At 63.8% G+C, this 16,845-nt stretch carries 8 protein-coding genes; 5 read left to right on the top strand and 3 right to left on the bottom strand.

Features of this window, described 5'->3' with window-relative positions; genetic code table 11:
• Window positions 1–53: 53 nt before the first annotated feature.
• From P0D68_RS29560 to P0D68_RS29570, 3 genes are all read right to left on the bottom strand, one after another.
• On the bottom strand, window positions 54–1,478 hold the full coding sequence (locus tag P0D68_RS29560) for a cytochrome c (protein ID WP_408301623.1): 1,425 nt from the start codon (window positions 1,476–1,478) through the stop codon (window positions 54–56).
• A gap of 19 nt (window positions 1,479–1,497) precedes the next feature.
• A complete protein-coding gene (locus P0D68_RS29565) occupies window positions 1,498–3,099 on the bottom strand; it encodes a GMC family oxidoreductase (protein ID WP_408301625.1) in 1,602 nt (533 codons plus the stop codon).
• 157 nt (window positions 3,100–3,256) lie between these two features.
• Window positions 3,257–3,850: a sugar dehydrogenase complex small subunit gene (locus tag P0D68_RS29570; RefSeq protein WP_408301627.1), complete on the bottom strand. Its 594-nt coding sequence runs from the start codon at window positions 3,848–3,850 to the stop codon at window positions 3,257–3,259.
• Between the two features lie 360 nt (window positions 3,851–4,210).
• On the opposite strand from P0D68_RS29570, the gene P0D68_RS29575 reads away from it, so the two are divergent.
• The 5 genes from P0D68_RS29575 (at window position 4,211) to glgX (ending at window position 16,782) form a co-directional block, all read left to right on the top strand.
• The gene (locus P0D68_RS29575) at window positions 4,211–4,873 is read left to right on the top strand and encodes a DUF1345 domain-containing protein (RefSeq protein WP_408301629.1); all 663 of its coding nucleotides are present in this window, start codon (window positions 4,211–4,213) and stop codon (window positions 4,871–4,873) included.
• 467 nt (window positions 4,874–5,340) lie between these two features.
• A complete protein-coding gene (locus P0D68_RS29580) occupies window positions 5,341–8,793 on the top strand; it encodes a maltotransferase domain-containing protein (RefSeq protein WP_408301631.1) in 3,453 nt (1,150 codons plus the stop codon).
• On the top strand, window positions 8,790–12,254 hold the full coding sequence (gene treS, locus P0D68_RS29585; RefSeq protein WP_408301633.1) for a maltose alpha-D-glucosyltransferase: 3,465 nt from the start codon (window positions 8,790–8,792) through the stop codon (window positions 12,252–12,254). Before P0D68_RS29580 ends, treS begins: the two co-directional genes overlap by 4 nt.
• On the top strand, window positions 12,247–14,457 hold the full coding sequence (glgB, locus tag P0D68_RS29590; RefSeq protein ID WP_408301635.1) for a 1,4-alpha-glucan branching protein GlgB: 2,211 nt from the start codon (window positions 12,247–12,249) through the stop codon (window positions 14,455–14,457). Before treS ends, glgB begins: the two co-directional genes overlap by 8 nt.
• 105 nt (window positions 14,458–14,562) lie before the next feature.
• The gene (gene glgX, locus P0D68_RS29595) at window positions 14,563–16,782 is read left to right on the top strand and encodes a glycogen debranching protein GlgX (RefSeq protein ID WP_408301637.1); all 2,220 of its coding nucleotides are present in this window, start codon (window positions 14,563–14,565) and stop codon (window positions 16,780–16,782) included.
• The last annotated feature ends 63 nt before the right edge of the window (window positions 16,783–16,845 follow it).

Raw genomic sequence — 16,845 nt, forward strand, 5'->3', positions numbered from 1 at the left:
AAACCGGGATATTTCCGGCAGCCCTTACCGCAAATACACGCCTAACGCGGTCACTATTGCTGAGTGCGCAGTTTGGCCACCTGATCGGCCGTTACGGTCGATTGCGGATTGCCGAACTGTCTGGTCACGTAGTTCGTAATGGCGGCCACCTGATCGTCGCTGAGCTGGGTGCCGAATGCCGGCATCAACACGTCCGCCTGTTTCGTCGTACGACTGACGCCGCGCAGGATCACCAGCGCCAGATTGTTGGCGTCGCTCGCGCCCACCGCCGAGTTATGGATCAGCGACGGATACGCCCCGGGCGCGCTCGCGCCCACACCCTGCCCCGTCCAGCTATGGCAGCTCGCGCAGTTCGCGACGAACAATTGCGCGCCGTTCACGGCATGAATGGCAGTGCCGCGCAGTGCCGTCACGTCGTCGGCGGGATTGCCCCACTGGTCGCGCGGGCGCGATTCGCCACCGTTGATCGGCGGCACGGCGCGCAGATACGCGACGATCGAGCCGAGATCTTCGCGCGTCAGATATTGTGTGCTGTCGGCCACCACTTCGGCCATTGGGCCGGCCGCGTTGGCACGGCCCGGCGCCGCGCCGGTCGATAGATACGACACCAGCTCGTCGTCGCTCCAGTTGCCCACGCCGCTCGTCTTGTCGGACGTGATGTTGTATGCGTGCCAGCCGGCCTGCACGGCGCCCGAAAGACGTGAGCTCGACTTCAAACCCTGCGTGAAGTTGCGCGGCGTATGGCATTCCTCGCAATGGGCGAGTCCTTGCACCAGGTAAGCGCCGCGATTCCATTGCGCGCTTTGCTTCGGATCGGGAACGAAGCGGCCTTCAGTGAAATTGAACAGATTCCAGAACACCATCAACCAGCGCTGATTGAATGGGAATGTCAGGCTGTTGCCCGGCGGCGAATAGTGGATTGGCGTGAGCGTATTCAGATACGCGCGAATGGCCAGCACGTCCTGATCCGTGACCTTGGTGTACTCCGCGTACGGAAAGGCCGGATACAAGCGCTGGCCACTTCTGCCGATGCCCTCATGCATGGCGCGCAGAAAATCGGCGTCGCTCCATTGGCCGATGCCGGTGTCCGGATCGGGCGTGATGTTCGGCGTCACGATCGTGCCGAACGGCGTGTTGATCGGCAGCCCGCCCGCGAACGGCCGCGCTTTGTCCGCCGTGTGGCAGGCCGCGCAATCGCCGGCGCGCGCGAGGTACTCGCCGCGCTTGACCAGATTGCCGCCGGCCACCTCAGCCGAGATGGCCTCGCCATTGGCCGACCGCGAGGCGTCGTCCGCGCGGGCCTGCGTGATAGGCAACTCGTCGTTGCGCTGCACCTTGGGGCCGTGCGCCTCATGCCAGGCGACATAGAGCGCGAACAGCGAAAAGATCGCTGCGAGCGTCGCGACCCTGAAGTGACGGCGCCGGGCGTTTCGCACAAGCGCATCGACCGGCTGCACGCGAGACGTGTTCTTCTTCATTGTGGTGCTCCGTTCAGGCTCAGATTTCACGCTTGAGCTTGTCGGCCAGTTTCAGCGACAAGGCCGCGATCGTCAGCGTGCAATTCACCGATGCCGCGCTCGGCATCACGCCGCTGCTGGCAATGAACAGATTGGAGTGATCGTGCGTACGGCAGTCCGCGTCCACGACTGAATCCGCCGGATCGCTGCCCATGATCGTCGTGCCCATGATGTGATTGTTGGGTGCGAAGGTGTCGTCGAACGAGACCTCGGCGCCGCCGAACAGCGCGGCGATCTGCCCGTACAGTTCGTGCGTATTGGCCGCGCTTTTCTTCACGTAGTCGTTGATCGAGTAGTAGATCTCCGGCTGCGGAATGCCGAGCGAATCCTTGTGATCCGCCGAAGGCAACACGCGGTTCTGCGGCTCCGCCAGATGCTCATGGAAGCTGTTGATATTCAGCGTGCGCGACGCACGGTCGCGAATCTGCCGGTCGAGCTCGGCGCCGGTAAGGCCCTGCTTCAGCAGTGCGGCGGTCACGGCCATGGTCGGCACGCCATTCGACAGATGCAGTTTCTTCGCCGCGTAATCGGAGCGGAACGCGCCGTCGCGGAAGTTCACGATCGAGGTCATTTCCATCGGCCCGCGTCCGGGCCACAGCGGTTCATTGGCAAGAAACGTGACGCCCGTGCCCGGATGATCCATCAGGTTGCGGCCCACCTGATCGGAACTGTTGCCCACGCCGTGCGGAAATTTATCGGAAGTGGACATCAGCATCAGCTTTGGCGTTTCGATGCCGTTCGCGGCGAGCACGAACAGCTTGCCGGTCACGCGCGTGCTGTTGCCGTTCGGGTCCTTGTAGTGAATCGCTGTAATCAGCCCTTTGTTGTCCGCTTCGACGCGGTACACCACCGCCTCGGGAACCAGCCTCGCACCGGCCTGTTCGGCCTTCTCCGCATGCACCACGCCGTTGTACATCGCGGCGATCGGGCAGATCGGCATGCAGTTGTTGTTGCCGCAACAAGTGGGCCGCGCATCGTAAGGACGGCTGTTGCGCGCCACCGGCTCGGGCACGACCTTGAAGCCCTGCGCATTGAGCACGTCGCTAAAGCGCTGATCCATGTAAGAGAGTGGAAGCTGGCTCATCGGATACGGCTTCGAGCGCGGCGAACCGAGATCGATCGAATTGTCGGGACCCGACACGCCGAGCTGCACTTCCGCCGCCGAATACCACGGCTCCAACGTTTCATAGGGATAGGGCCAGTCGCGCCCCACGCCGTACAGCTTGCGCAACTGGAAGTCCGACGGCAACAGCCGCCATGCCGCGGCCGCCCAGTGCCAGGTCGTGCCGCCCACCAGCCGGAGATACTGCGAGCTGTACGGATAGTCGCCCTTCTGGATCAGATAATGGTTGGCGGGGGCGTACTCGGGATGCGGTGCGTAAGGCGTCGACGGATAAGGCGTCGCGAAGTCGGACTTGACCGGCGAATTACGGAAGTTCTCGACGATCTGCCAGCGCGGAATGCGCGGCCCGGCTTCGAGCAGAATCACCGACGCGCCGGCCAGCGCCATCTGATGCGCAACCAGTCCGCCTGCCACGCCCGAACCGACCACGACGATATCGGCAGAGTTTGCGTTTGCCATTGTTGCCCTCTCTCTTCTTTTGTGTCGACCCGAGTTCGCTTGAACGCGTCACGCGGGTCCAGTGCAGAGCACTTTATGCTGGCTTGCTGTACGCGCGTGCCCGAGCTGCGTCGAACGATTCGATCGAACGATGCGGCACACGCAAGAGAAACGACGTTCAGGCACTCACCGGTTTCTTTGTCCAATAGAACGGCACGTCGCGGCAATAAGACGGAATCGTCAGCACGTCCTTCACGGGCTCGAACATCAGCGCCTTTTCATAAGCGACCACTTCCACATGCGGCGTGTCGCCCACGAGGCCGAGATACCACGCGCGCATGATCGCGCCGACGGATTTCGCGAGCGCGGGCTGATCAGCCTGCAAGGCTTGTGTGACGGTATCTGATGGCACACCGCCGTGGCCCTGCAGCCATGTGTTGAGCGCGGCAACGTTCTGGTCGAAATGATTGTCGGATTTGGCCAGGGCGTCATAGACGCGTTTGCCGAGCGTGGCGTCGAAGCCGGTGCGGCCTGTGAGGCGCTGCGAGAGCGCGAGGAAGGCATCGAGCCCGCCGCCTGCGGGCGCATCGGCCAATGCCGGGGCGATCCATGAGAGTGAGCGGCCGGCGCCGGCAAATGCGAACGCCGCGGCCGCGGCGCATGCACCGAGCACCCACGCTCTACGCGACGCTGAAAACGAAGCTGATGACGACAAGCCTGCGGGATGCGTCACTTCGTGGTGCGCATCATTATTCTCGGGAACATCTGTCATGGGGACTCCAGATGGTGAGTCGTTCTCAACTTGCCACACGGCCCCGGCGGTCTGCCGTTCGCGCGTGGCGTCGATCTTCTACCCCAAACCTGGCCTGAAGCCGCTTAAGCGGTCTTTCCTGTTAGCCCGCACGAACCCCAATGCGAGCCGAGATACGTTGTGCTGATGACATCCGTATGAAACCGTGCGCACTGCATGGCATGAACGGGCAAAAAACTGCCGCCTGCCAATCGCCTTTCAATTGAAAGCGGCACGCAAGCGCGTTGCGAAAGACTATAGCCTGTGTCCCGCCCATTCGACAAATACAGGTCGAAGCCCGGGTAGAATCCGCGAAACCAAGAGTCCTTCACACGCCATTCCATGCTGACAAAATATCTTCCACAAGTTCTTCGCAATCGGCCACGCATGCTGGTCGGCCTTGCGCTCGGCATCATCGCGGCGCTGGCCTTGCCGGCGCACACGCGCCCGATGGTTCGCGTGCTGGTCGGCTGGGACGCCGCCATCTGGAGTTATCTGGCGATGATCTGGGTCTACATGGCCCTTGCCGACGAAGGCGGCGTGCGCGAATCCGCCCGTCGCGACGACGAGAACGCGGGCGTCGTGCTCATGGTGATCTGCTTGGCGACCATTGCGAGTATTGCGGCCATCGTGCTGGAATTGGCGTCGGCAAAGGGAACAGCGGGCGCTTCCACGGTCTGGCACTACGCGCTGACCGGACTGACGATGTTCGGCGCCTGGTTCCTGATCCCGACCATCTTCACCCAGCACTACGCGCGCCTTTACTACGACCCGGATGCCCCGGAGACGCCGCTGCAGTTTCCCGACAAGGCGCTTCACCCGGATTACTGGGACTTCCTGTATTTCTCGTTCACGATCGCCGTGGCCTCGCAGACGTCGGACGTGATGCTGCGCTCGCGTTCGGTTCGCCGCGCCGCCCTCGCACAATCGGTCCTGTCGTTTTACTTCAACGTCGCTGTGTTCGGTTTGTGCGTGAACATCGCAGCGGGCCTGCTCGGCTCGTGAACCTGCTGGCACGAGCGCGCCCTCGCGCCGCCCCTGCCGCATAGAACTCCGCCTTTTGCGGGCAATCGCGCCGCCCCTCACCCTTCGCGTGTAAATCCCGGGCGCCACCCGCCCGTTTTACACGCGGCAGCCGTTCGCGGCCTCGCGCCAATGCCTCGCGTCTGCCGCCGCATCTTCCGGCCAGGCCCACTGCGGGACGCTCGGCCCTACCATCCCTCGCTGCGCCCGAGCCGCACTGGCACAGCGTTTGCTGCGTCTTCCGAATCGATCTGGCCAGCCCGTGCAATCGACGCCTGGCGTCAAAGCACCCCTTACTGGCCAGCGGCGTGACGATCTTTGCACTACATTGACCAGTACGCGCCCTCGCTTCTTGCATCGCGCGGTATCCGGCTCTGGAAGCCCAATGAGCGCTGTGATCGCATGCCAATTGCATCCACACCGCAGCAGGACGAATCTGGAAACGACCGATGGAATCTCCAAACGGGTACGCGCCGCGGATTTACTTTTTTCATTCACTTCTGGTTGGGCCACTCGATGCATGGCCTGCGCAGTTCGCGCATGCAGCCGCGCTGGGCTTCGATCACGCGCTGATCGGCAGCCTTTTCGAGCCCGGACGAGCCGGCCACGGACAGGTGGTCGGCAACCATGACCGTCTTCATCCGGTATTCGAGGCCCGGCAGCCCGCCGCCGAGGCAATTCGCACGCTCGCCAGCGGTGCCGCACAGAACGGGCTGACCTTGCTGGTCGATCTGGTGATCGACCGGATGGCCGCCGATGGCGCGCTTTACGCCGAACATGCCGACTGGTTCCACGCATTGGAGTCTGAAGAGGCGCGGCTCGACCCGCGCCATGTGCATCGCGAGGACAACGTCGCCTATGCCAACTTCAATGACGCCGGCAGCAGCGCCGCGCTGGTCGAATGGTGGACCCGGCAGTTGCTGGCGCTCGCCGACGCCGGCGTGGGCGGCTTCCGATTTGATTCGCCGCACCGCGTACCGAGCGCCGTCTGGCGGCAGTTGGCCGACGCGGTTCGCGCGAAACATCCCGAGGTGCGCTTTCTCGCCGCCACACCCGGCCTTGCTCGCGCCGATCTGCCCGGCCTCGACGGTGCCGGCTTCGACAGCGTGTTCTCGTCGGTGCGCTGGTGGGACTTCCGCTCCAGCTGGATGGTCGAAGAACATGCCGCGCTCGCGCGCCTTGGCACACCGATCGCGTTTCCGGAAGCGCCTTATGGCACCCGCCTCGCCGCCGAGTTGGGCGATGCTCACGATGCCGCCATCGTCGAGCGGGCTTACCGGCGCGCGCTGTACACGTCGGTTTCGATCGGCACGGGCTGGATGATGCCGATGGGCTTCGAATACGGCATCACCGAGCCCATGTCGCAAACGCGTGGCGATGCTTCGCAGTTCGCCCTCGCTGTTCAGGCCAAACCATTCGATCTCTCGAAACACGTCACGCACGCGAACCACATTGCGCGCGATACGAAGACGCTGCACGCCAACGGCGAATTGCGCCCGCTGAGCGGGCCCGGCGCACCTGCAGCGGTCCTGTTGCGCGCCGACCAACGCGACCCGCGCGACGCCGACGAGGCCATCCTGATCGCGATCAACCCCGACCTCGGCGCGCCGGTGCGCGTCGATCCTGCGCGCTTCCTCGCGGGCGTGCCGGGCAACTTCACGCGCTTCGTGCCGCTAGACGCCTCCGCCAGCGCTTCGCCCGCCACGCTCACGCCGTTCGCGCTCGCACCGGGCGCGGTTCGCCTGTTTCGCGCCATCACGGAGAAACCGATCCGTCTCGCGCCGCCCATCGACAAAGCGAACAGCAAGCGCAGCGGCCGCAAGACCGTGGTCGAAGCGATCAACGCGCCGCGCGTGGCGATCGAAAGCGTGACGCCTTCGGTCGATAACGGCCGCTTCGCGGCCAAGCGCACCGTGGGTGAACGCGCCGAAATCACCGCCGCGATTTTCGCCGAAGGTCACGACAAGATTGCCGCCGCCGTGATCTGGCGCGCCGCCGACGAAACCGCGTGGCATGAAGTGCTGATGACGCCGGCTCAACCCGCCGGGCTCGACATCTGGAAAGCGCGCATTCCGCTCGACCGCATGGGCCGCCACGAGTTCACCGTGATCGCGTGGCGCGACGACTTCGCTTCGCTGGTCGAACATATTCAGAAGAAGCTGAAGGCGGGGCAAACCGTCGAACTCGAACTCGACGAAGCCGCGCATCTGTTCGCGCTCGTGCTTGCCGAAGTGGAAACCTCGGAAGGCGCGCTTACCGCGCCGCTCGAACATATCGTCAAGGAGTTCACCAAAGCCGACGCTGAAACGAAGCTCGCGCTGCTGCTCGCGCCGACCACGGCGAGGGCGATGACCGCTGCGCGCCACCGGCCGTTCCTGAGCCGCGATCCGGTCATCTACAAGATCGACGCAGACCGCACCGCGGCGCGCTTCGCGAGTTGGTACGAGATCTTCCCGCGCTCGATGAGCGACGACGAATCGCGCCACGGCACCTTCGCCGACGTGACGAAGAAACTGCCGCGCATTCGCGACATGGGCTTCGACGTGCTGTATTTCCCGCCGATCCACCCGATTGGCGTGGCCAATCGCAAAGGCCGTAACAACACGCTGACCGCGCAGCCCGGCGATGTCGGCAGCCCGTATGCGATAGGTGGAGTCGAAGGCGGCCACACCGCCGTGCATCCGCAGTTGGGCACGCTCGACGACTTCAAGGCGATGCTCGCCGCCGCGCATGAGCACGGCCTTGAAATCGCGCTCGACTTCGCAGTGCAGTGCTCGCCGGATCACCCGTGGCTCAAGGAGCATCCAACGTGGTTCGCGTGGCGCCCCGACGGCACGCTGCGCTACGCGGAAAATCCGCCGAAGAAGTATCAGGACATCGTCAACCCCGACTTCTATGCGCACGACGCCAAGCCGGATTTATGGCTCGCGCTGCGCGACGTGTTCCTGTTCTGGATCGAAGCGGGCGTGCATATCTTCCGCATCGACAACCCTCACACCAAACCGCTGCCGTTCTGGGAATGGGTGATCGGCGATGTGCGCGCGCGCTATCCGGACACCATCTTCCTTGCCGAAGCGTTCACACGGCCGCGCATGATGAACCGGCTCGGCAAGATCGGCTTCTCGCAGTCGTACACATACTTCACGTGGCGGGAATCGAAGCGCGATTTCATCGAGTACATGACCGAGCTCACGCAAACCGGCGCGCGTGATTCGTACCGGCCGAACTTCTTCGTCAATACGCCGGATATCAACCCGCGGCATCTGCAATCGCAGGGCCGCACGGGCTTTCTGATTCGCGCCGCGCTCGCCTCGACGCTGGCCGGTTTGTGGGGCGTGTATAGCGGTTTCGAGTTGTGCGAAGCCGCTGCTCTGCCGAACAGCGAGGAATATCTCGACTCCGAGAAATACCAGCTACGCGCGTGGGACTGGAACCGGCCCGGCAACATCGTTCCCGAGATCACTGCGCTGAACCGGATTCGCCGTGCGAACCCGGCATTGCAAACGCATCTCGGCCTGACATTCCTGCCCGCGCATAACGACAACGTTTTGTTCTTCGAGAAGGCCACCGAATCACGCGACAACGTGATTCTCGTCGCGATCAATCTCGACCCGTTCAATGAACAGGGCGCGGATATCGAATTGTCGTGGGAGACTTTCCAGAAATGGAATCTGCACGATCATGGCCCGCTGGAAGTCACCGACCAGATGACCGGCGCGCGCTTCGAATGGCATGGCCGTTGGCAGCACGTCCAGCTCGGGTCGGGCCAGCCGTTCTCGATCTGGCGCATCGCGCCGCTCGGCGGGCTGCCCGCCGAACGGCCGGATGAAGCCGACAGCGACTCCGACAGCGTTCATCACGCAGACGCTGGCAACCCAACCCCAACGGAAGGTGCGACATGAAGCGTGACGATCCAGCTCAAACCACGACACAGTCACCCGTGGGCAATGCCCCTGGCAACACGGCCAGGCCGCGCACGAATCGGCGCGGCAAACCTGCGGCGTTGAGCGACGATCCGCTCTGGTACAAAGACGCGATCATCTATCAGGTACACATCAAGTCGTTCTTCGACGCGAATAACGACGGCGTCGGCGACTTCCCCGGCCTGATTGCGAAGCTCGATTACATTGCCGAACTCGGCGTGAATGCAATCTGGCTGCTGCCGTTCTATCCGTCGCCACGGCGCGACGATGGGTACGACATCGCCGATTACCGCAATGTGCACCCCGATTACGGCAACCTGGCCGATGTGAAGCGCTTCATTCAGGAAGCGCATGCGCGCGGCATTCGCGTGATCACCGAGCTGGTGATCAACCACACGTCGGACCAGCACCCGTGGTTTCAGCGCGCGCGCCGCGCGAAGCCGGGTTCGAACCATCGCAACTATTACGTGTGGTCGAATACCGATCAGAAGTACCAGGAAACGCGGATCATCTTCATCGACTCGGAGCCGTCCAACTGGACGCACGATCCGGTGGCGGGCGCGTATTACTGGCACCGCTTCTACTCGCATCAGCCCGATCTGAATTTCGACAATCCAGCCGTCTTGAAGGAAGTGCTGCAGGTCATGCGCTTCTGGCTCGATATGGGCATTGACGGGTTGCGGCTGGACGCAGTGCCGTATCTGGTCGAACGTGAAGGCACGAACAACGAGAACCTGCCGGAAACGCACGCGGTGCTCAAAAAGATCCGCGCCACCATCGACGCCGAGTATCCGAACCGGATGCTGCTCGCCGAAGCCAACCAGTGGCCGGAAGACGTGAAGGAATATTTCGGCGACGAAGACGAATGCCACATGGCGTTCCACTTCCCGCTGATGCCGCGCATCTACATGTCGATTGCGAGCGAAGACCGTTTCCCGATTACCGACATCATGCGGCAAACGCCGGACCTTGCCGCCACGAACCAGTGGGCGATTTTCCTGCGCAATCACGACGAACTGACGCTGGAAATGGTCACGGATTCCGAGCGCGACTATTTGTGGAATACGTACGCGAGCGATCGCCGCGCGCGGCTGAATCTCGGCATTCGACGCCGTCTCGCGCCGCTGATGGAGCGCGACCGCCGCCGCATCGAGCTGATCAATTCGCTGCTGCTTTCCATGCCCGGCACACCCGTGATCTATTACGGCGACGAACTCGGCATGGGCGACAACATTCACCTCGGCGACCGCGACGGCGTGCGTACGCCGATGCAGTGGTCGTCGGATCGCAACGGCGGTTTCTCGCGCGCCGACCCTGAGCAACTGGTGCTGCCGCCGGTCATGGGCTCGCTGTACGGTTTCGACGCGGTCAACGTGGAAGCGCAAAGCCGCGACCCGCATTCGCTGCTGAACTGGACCCGGCGCATGCTCGCCACGCGCCGCGCGAAACAGACTTTCGGGCGCGGCACGATCCGCTTCCTGAAGCCGGAAAACCGCAAGATTCTCGCGTATCTGCGTGAGATGCCGGGTGAGCCGCCCATTCTGTGCGTGGCGAATCTGTCGCGCGCGCCGCAAGCGGTCGAACTCGATCTGTCCGAGTTCAACGGTTCGGTGCCGATCGAAATGACCGCGGATTCCGTGTTCCCGGCGATCGGCCAGTTGACCTATCTGCTGACGTTCCCGCCGTATGGCTTCCTGTGGTTCATGCTGTGCCCCGGCGGCCAGCGTCCGACGTGGGCTCAGGCGCATTCGGAACCGCTGCCGGAATTCGTCACGATCGTGATTCGCGAAGGCCAGGTTGGCCCGACGCCGGAGAATGTGCGCCTGCTCGAATCGGAAGTGCTGCCTTCGTGGCTGAGCCGGCGCCGCTGGTTTGCGTCGAAGGATCAGAAAATGCATGCCGTGCGGCTGGCGGCATTGACCACGATCCCGAACGGCGGCTTCGCCTTCACCGAGATCGAAGCGGACGTGGGCAATCACACCGAGCGCTACGTCGTGCCGATCGCGATCACATGGGGCGGCGAAACGACTTTCCCGCTGTTCATGCAGTTGGCGCTTGCGCGCGTGCGGCGAGGCCGCAACGTCGGGCATCTGACGGACGCGTTTGCGTTGCCGATCTTCGCGCATGGCGTGATGCGCAAGCTGCGCGAGCGCGCCGTCGTGCCGACCGTGCAGAAGAGCGAGATCAGGTTCCTGCCGACCGAACGTTTCGCCGAGCTCGAAGGGCTTGGCGAGCGACCGGAGATTCGGTGGCTCGCGGCGGAGCAAAGCAACAGTTCGCTGATCATCGCCGATGCCGCCGTGCTGAAACTGGTGCGCCGTCTCGTCAGCGGCGTCCATCCCGAAGCCGAGATCAGCCGCTACCTGACGCAATTGGGCTACGCGAACACCGCGCCGCTGTATGGCGAAGTGGTGCGCGTCGATCCGGAAGGTGTGCCGCACACGCTCTGTATTCTGCAAGGCTTCATCGACAATCAGGGCGACGCGTGGAACTGGTCGCTCGACTATCTGCGCCGCTCGGTGGACGAACTCGCCATCGCCGTCGATACCGAAGCGCAGTCGGCGCCGGACCGTGCCAATGAATCGATCCTGATGGAAGGCTACAGCGCGTTGGCCGGCATTATCGGCAGGCGGCTGGGCGAACTGCATGTGGCGCTCGCCTCGCCGACGGACGACCCGGCATTCGCGCCGGAACCGGCTAGCGCGGAGCAGGTGAAAGCATGGATCGACGGCACGCAGGCAATGCTCGCCAGCGCGCTGGATCTGCTCGCGCCGCGCATCGAGCAGATGAGCGATCCCGAAACCAAGGCGCTGGCGCAAAGCCTGATCGACCGCCGCGCTGCGTTGGTTGCCGCCATCGGTTCGCTCGTTTCCGCCAACGCGGGCGCGCTGCGCATTCGTATTCACGGCGACTTCCATCTCGGCCAGGTGCTGGTCGCGCAGGGCGACGCTTATCTGATCGACTTCGAAGGCGAGCCGGCACGCACGCTCGAAGAGCGTCGTCAGAAGTCGAGCCCGCTACGCGACGTGGCCGGTCTGCTGCGCTCGCTGTCGTATGCGAGCGCGGCGGCGCAATCCACCACGGAAGCCGCGCCGCAACAGACCGCCGAGCGCAAGCGGGCGTTGTTCGAACGTTTCCGCATGCATGCCGCCGAAACGTTCCTCAGCGAGTACCGCACGGCTGCCGCGGAGGCGCCGACGCCGCTCGTCGCGCCCGAAGCCGAACAGGCCTTGCTCGATCTGTTCCTGATCGAAAAAGCCGCCTACGAAATCCGTTACGAAGCGGCCAACCGCCCGACGTGGCTCAGCTTGCCCGTGCGCGGCCTCGCCGCGCTCACCAGCCGCCTGCTCGGCGATACCGGCACGCAGGCACACGATTCCTCAACCCAGGCGCCAGGCGCCGCCACACCGCCTAATCCGGCCGAGGGCGACTATGAGTGAGCATGATCCGGCCGCGGGCCTCCAACCGCTCGATATCGACGCGCTCGTCGAAGCGCGCCACCCCGATCCTTTCTCGCAGCTCGGGTTGCATCACACGGACGCGGGTCCGGTGGTGCGCGCGCTGTTGCCGAACGCCGCGCACGTCAGCGTATTTTCGCGCGCCGATGGCGCGCTGCTCGGCGAGCTCGAACAGCTGCGGCCGGGGCTCTTTGCCGGCCGCGTCACGTCCGCGGCGCCGTACCGTTTGCGGATCGACTGGCATGGCGTGGTGCAGGAAATCGAAGACACGTATTCGTTCGGTCCCGTTCTCGGCGACGAGCCGCTGGGGCGCCTCGCCGGCGGCGATCCCTATGCGGTGCTCGAATGCCTCGGCGCCCGCCCGATGGAACTGGACGGCGTGCCGGGTGTGCGCTTCGCAGTGTGGGCGCCGAACGCGCGGCGCGCCTCCGTGGTGGGCGACTTCAATGCATGGGACGGCCGCCGGCATCCGATGCGGCTGCGGCACCAGGCCGGCGTGTGGGAATTGTTCGTGCCGCGTGTCGGTCCCGGCACGCGCTACAAATACGAACTGCTGTCGCGCGACGGGCACCCGCTGCCCCTCAAGGCCGACCCCTGCGCGATGCAAACGGAGAAGCCGCCGGGCACCGCTTCCGTCGTGGCGCACGTCGACGAGGTCGAGCAGTTTCCGTGGACCGACCACGAGTGGATTCAATCGCGCGCCGACAAGCAGACTCCGCGCTCGCCGATTTCGATCTACGAAGTACACGCCGAATCCTGGCTGCGCGTCGCGGAAGAAGGTCAGCGCGGACTCGATTGGGACGAACTCGCGGAGCGGATGATTCCGTACGTGAAAAGCATGGGCTTCACGCACGTGGAGTTCATGCCGATTGCCGAGCATCCGTTCGGTGGATCGTGGGGTTATCAGCCGCTCGGGCAATTCGCGCCGTCCGCGCGCTTCGGCAAACCCGAGCAGTTCGCGCGCTTCGTCGACAAGGCGCACGAAGCCGGACTCGGCGTGATTCTAGACTGGGTGCCCGCGCATTTTCCGAACGACGCGCATGGTCTCGTCGATTTCGACGGCACGCCGCTCTACGAGCACGCCGACCCGCGCGAAGGCTATCACCAGGACTGGAACACGATGATCTACAACCTCGGCCGCAACGAGGTGAGCGCGTTCCTGATCGCCTCCGGGCTCGCGTGGCTCAAGCGCTATCACGTCGACGGTTTGCGCGTCGATGCGGTGGCGTCGATGCTGTACCGCGACTATTCGCGCGCCGCCGACCAGTGGGTGCCGAACATTTACGGCGGCCGCGAAAACCTCGAATCGATTGCGTTCCTGAAGCGCCTGAATCACGAAGTCGGCTATGTGCCGGGCGTGCCGGGTGCGATCACGATCGCCGAGGAATCGACTGCATGGCCTGGCGTGACGGCGCGTGTCGAAGACGGCGGCCTCGGTTTCCAGTTCAAGTGGAACATGGGCTGGATGCACGACACGCTGCACTACATGGAAGAAGACCCGGTCTACCGCCAATACCATCACCACAACATGACGTTCGGGATGGTGTACGCGTATTCGGAGCGCTTCGTGTTGCCGCTGTCACACGACGAAGTGGTGCACGGCAAAGGCTCGTTGCTCGGCAAGATGCCGGGCGACAGGTGGCAGAAGTTCGCCAACCTGCGCGCGTATTTCGGTTTCATGTGGACGCATCCGGGCAAGAAGCTGCTGTTCATGGGCGGCGAATTCGGCCAGATGGCGGAATTCGACCACGATACATCGCCGCATTGGCATCTGCTCGACGATGCGAACCACCACGGCCTGCAGAAGCTGGTGCGCGACCTGAATCGTCTGTATAGCGACGAGCCCGCGTTGTATCTGCTCGACTGCGAACCCGGCGGCTTCGAATGGCTAATCGGCGACGACAGCGGCAACAGCGTCTTCGCCTATCGCCGCACCGATGGCGCCGGCCGCGAACTCGTCGTAGTCTGCAACATGACGCCGGTGCCGCGAGTCGGTTACCGGATCGGCATGCCGCGCGCCGGGCGCTGGACAGAAGTGCTCAATACGGACGCCGGCGTGTACGGCGGCTCGAATATGGGCAACGGCGGGCAGATCCACACCGATCCGCAATCGAGCCACGGCTGGCCGCATTCCGCCGCACTGACGCTGCCGCCGCTCGCGACGATCGTATTGCGCGCGGATTGACGCAGGTGCTGTAAGGCGAGCGCGCGGCGTGCGACATTTCGCGCCGCGCGCTCGTTGCATGAAGACCCACGATAGCGTTCAACAATCAGAACAGGAAGGGGAATCATGTCGCATGCAATGCCCGACCGGCTTCTGCCCGGCTCGCCCTATCCGCTCGGCGCCAGTTGGGATGGCCTCGGCGTCAACTTTGCGGTGTTCTCCGCGAACGCGCAAAAAATCGAGCTTTGTTTGTTTGATCCCACTGGCCGCAAGGAAATCCGCCGTTACACGCTGCCCGAATGCACCGACGAAGTCTGGCACGGCTATCTGCCTAACGCGCATCCGGGCACCGCTTACGGGTTTCGCGCGCACGGGCCGTATCAGCCGCAACATGGGCATCGCTTCAATCCGCACAAGCTGCTGCTCGATCCGTACGCGCGCAAGCTGGTGGGACAGTTTCGCTGGTCGGATGCGCTGTTCGGCTACCGGGTGCATTCGAATCGCGCGGACCTTTCCATCGACCGGCGCGACTCGGCGCCGGCCATGCCAAAGTGCGTGGTGATCGACGAGGCATTCGACTGGTCGCACGACAAGCGCCCGAATGTGCCTTGGGGTGAAACCATCGTCTACGAGACGCATGTGCGTGGTGCGTCCATGTTGCGTGCGGATTTGCGCCAGCACGAACGCGGCACGTTCGCGGCGCTGGCTTCGCCGGAGTTCATCGACCATTTGCTGAAACTCGGCGTGACCGCGGTCGAGTTACTGCCCGTGCATGCGTTTCTCAACGACCGCTTTCTGGTGGAGCGCGGCCTGCGCAACTACTGGGGTTACAACACGGCGGCGTTTTTCGCGCCGGAACCGTCCTACCTCAGCACGCACCGGCTCGACGAAATGCGCATTGCCGTGCGCCAGTTGCACGCGGCCGGCATCGAAGTCATTCTCGATGTGGTCTACAACCACACCTGCGAAGGCAACGAGATGGGCCCGACCGTCTCGTGGCGCGGCCTCGACAATGCCAGCTACTACCGCTTGATTCCCGGCGACGAACGTCACCATATCAACGACACCGGTTGCGGCAATACCGTGAACCTGCCGCATCCGCGTGTGTTGCAAATGGTGATGGATTCGCTGCGTTACTGGTCGACGGCATTCAATATCGACGGCTTCCGTTTCGATCTCGGCGTCACGCTCGGCCGCGAGCAACACGGCTTCGATCCGGGCTCCGGTTTCTTCGACGCGTTGCGCCAAGACCCGATCCTGTCGCAACGCAAGCTGATTTCCGAGCCTTGGGATATCGGGCCGGGCGGTTATCAGCTGGGTAATCATCCGCCGGGCTTCGGCGAATGGAACGATCGGTTCCGCGACACCGTGCGCCGTTTCTGGCGCGGCGACGCCGGCTTGCGGCCCGATCTCGCCGCACGGCTGACCGGCTCGGCCGATCTGTTCAACCGCCGCTTCAGGAAGCCGTGGGCGTCGGTCAATTTTGTCACGTCGCATGACGGATTTACGTTAGCCGACGTCACCGCTTACGAGCAGAAGCACAACGAAGCCAATCGCGAAGACAACAACGACGGCCACAACGAGAATTGCAGCCGCAATTGGGGTGCCGAAGGCCCGAGTGACGACCCGGCGATTCTCGCTACCCGCAAACGCGTGGCCCGTTCGCTGATCGCCACGCTGTTGATGGCGCTCGGCACGCCAATGGTGCTGGCCGGCGACGAATCGCTGCGCACGCAGAACGGCAACAACAATGCGTACTGCCAGGACAACGAAATATCGTGGCTCGACTGGGAACGCGCGGAGTCGCCGGACGGACGCCAGATGAGCGCGTTCGTCGCGCGCGTGATCGCGCTGCGCAAGCACCATCCGCTGCTGCGTGAAACGCGTTTTCTGTTCGGCGATCGTGAAGTGCTGCCGGGCCTGTTCGATGTGGGCTGGTTCGACGAACGCGGCGATCCGCTCACCATCGAAGCCTGGCAGGACCCCGAAGGCCGCGCGTTCACGTTGCGTCGCGCGGGCCCGGGCTTAAACGGCGAAACAGAAGTATTGTTGATGATGCTCAACGCCAACGAGAAAACACTGCGGTTTACGCCTCCCGCACCGCATCTGGAATGGCACGTGCTGTTAGACACTGCTGAACCGGAGAGCGCGCCGCATCGGCTGGCGGTTTCAGAGGTCGAAGTGGCCGCGCATAGCCTCGTGATGCTGGCCGCGCAGCCGGTGGGCGAAGCCGACTGGCAGGCAGGCTGGAAACCCGGCCCGCAACATGGGCCGCGGCTCCTCACGGCGCTTCCGCCCGATCCGGGTGCGCATCCGCCCAGTAGCGATCCGTCGCCGACCACTTAGGCGGCAGGCAGCGGCGGCGAAGCACGGCGAGGCACGGCAACATGCAGGGCGGCCGCTTCATGG

It is taken from the genome of Paraburkholderia sp. RL17-380-BIE-A, assembly GCF_046028085.1.
In the GTDB taxonomy this organism is placed as follows: domain Bacteria; phylum Pseudomonadota; class Gammaproteobacteria; order Burkholderiales; family Burkholderiaceae; genus Paraburkholderia.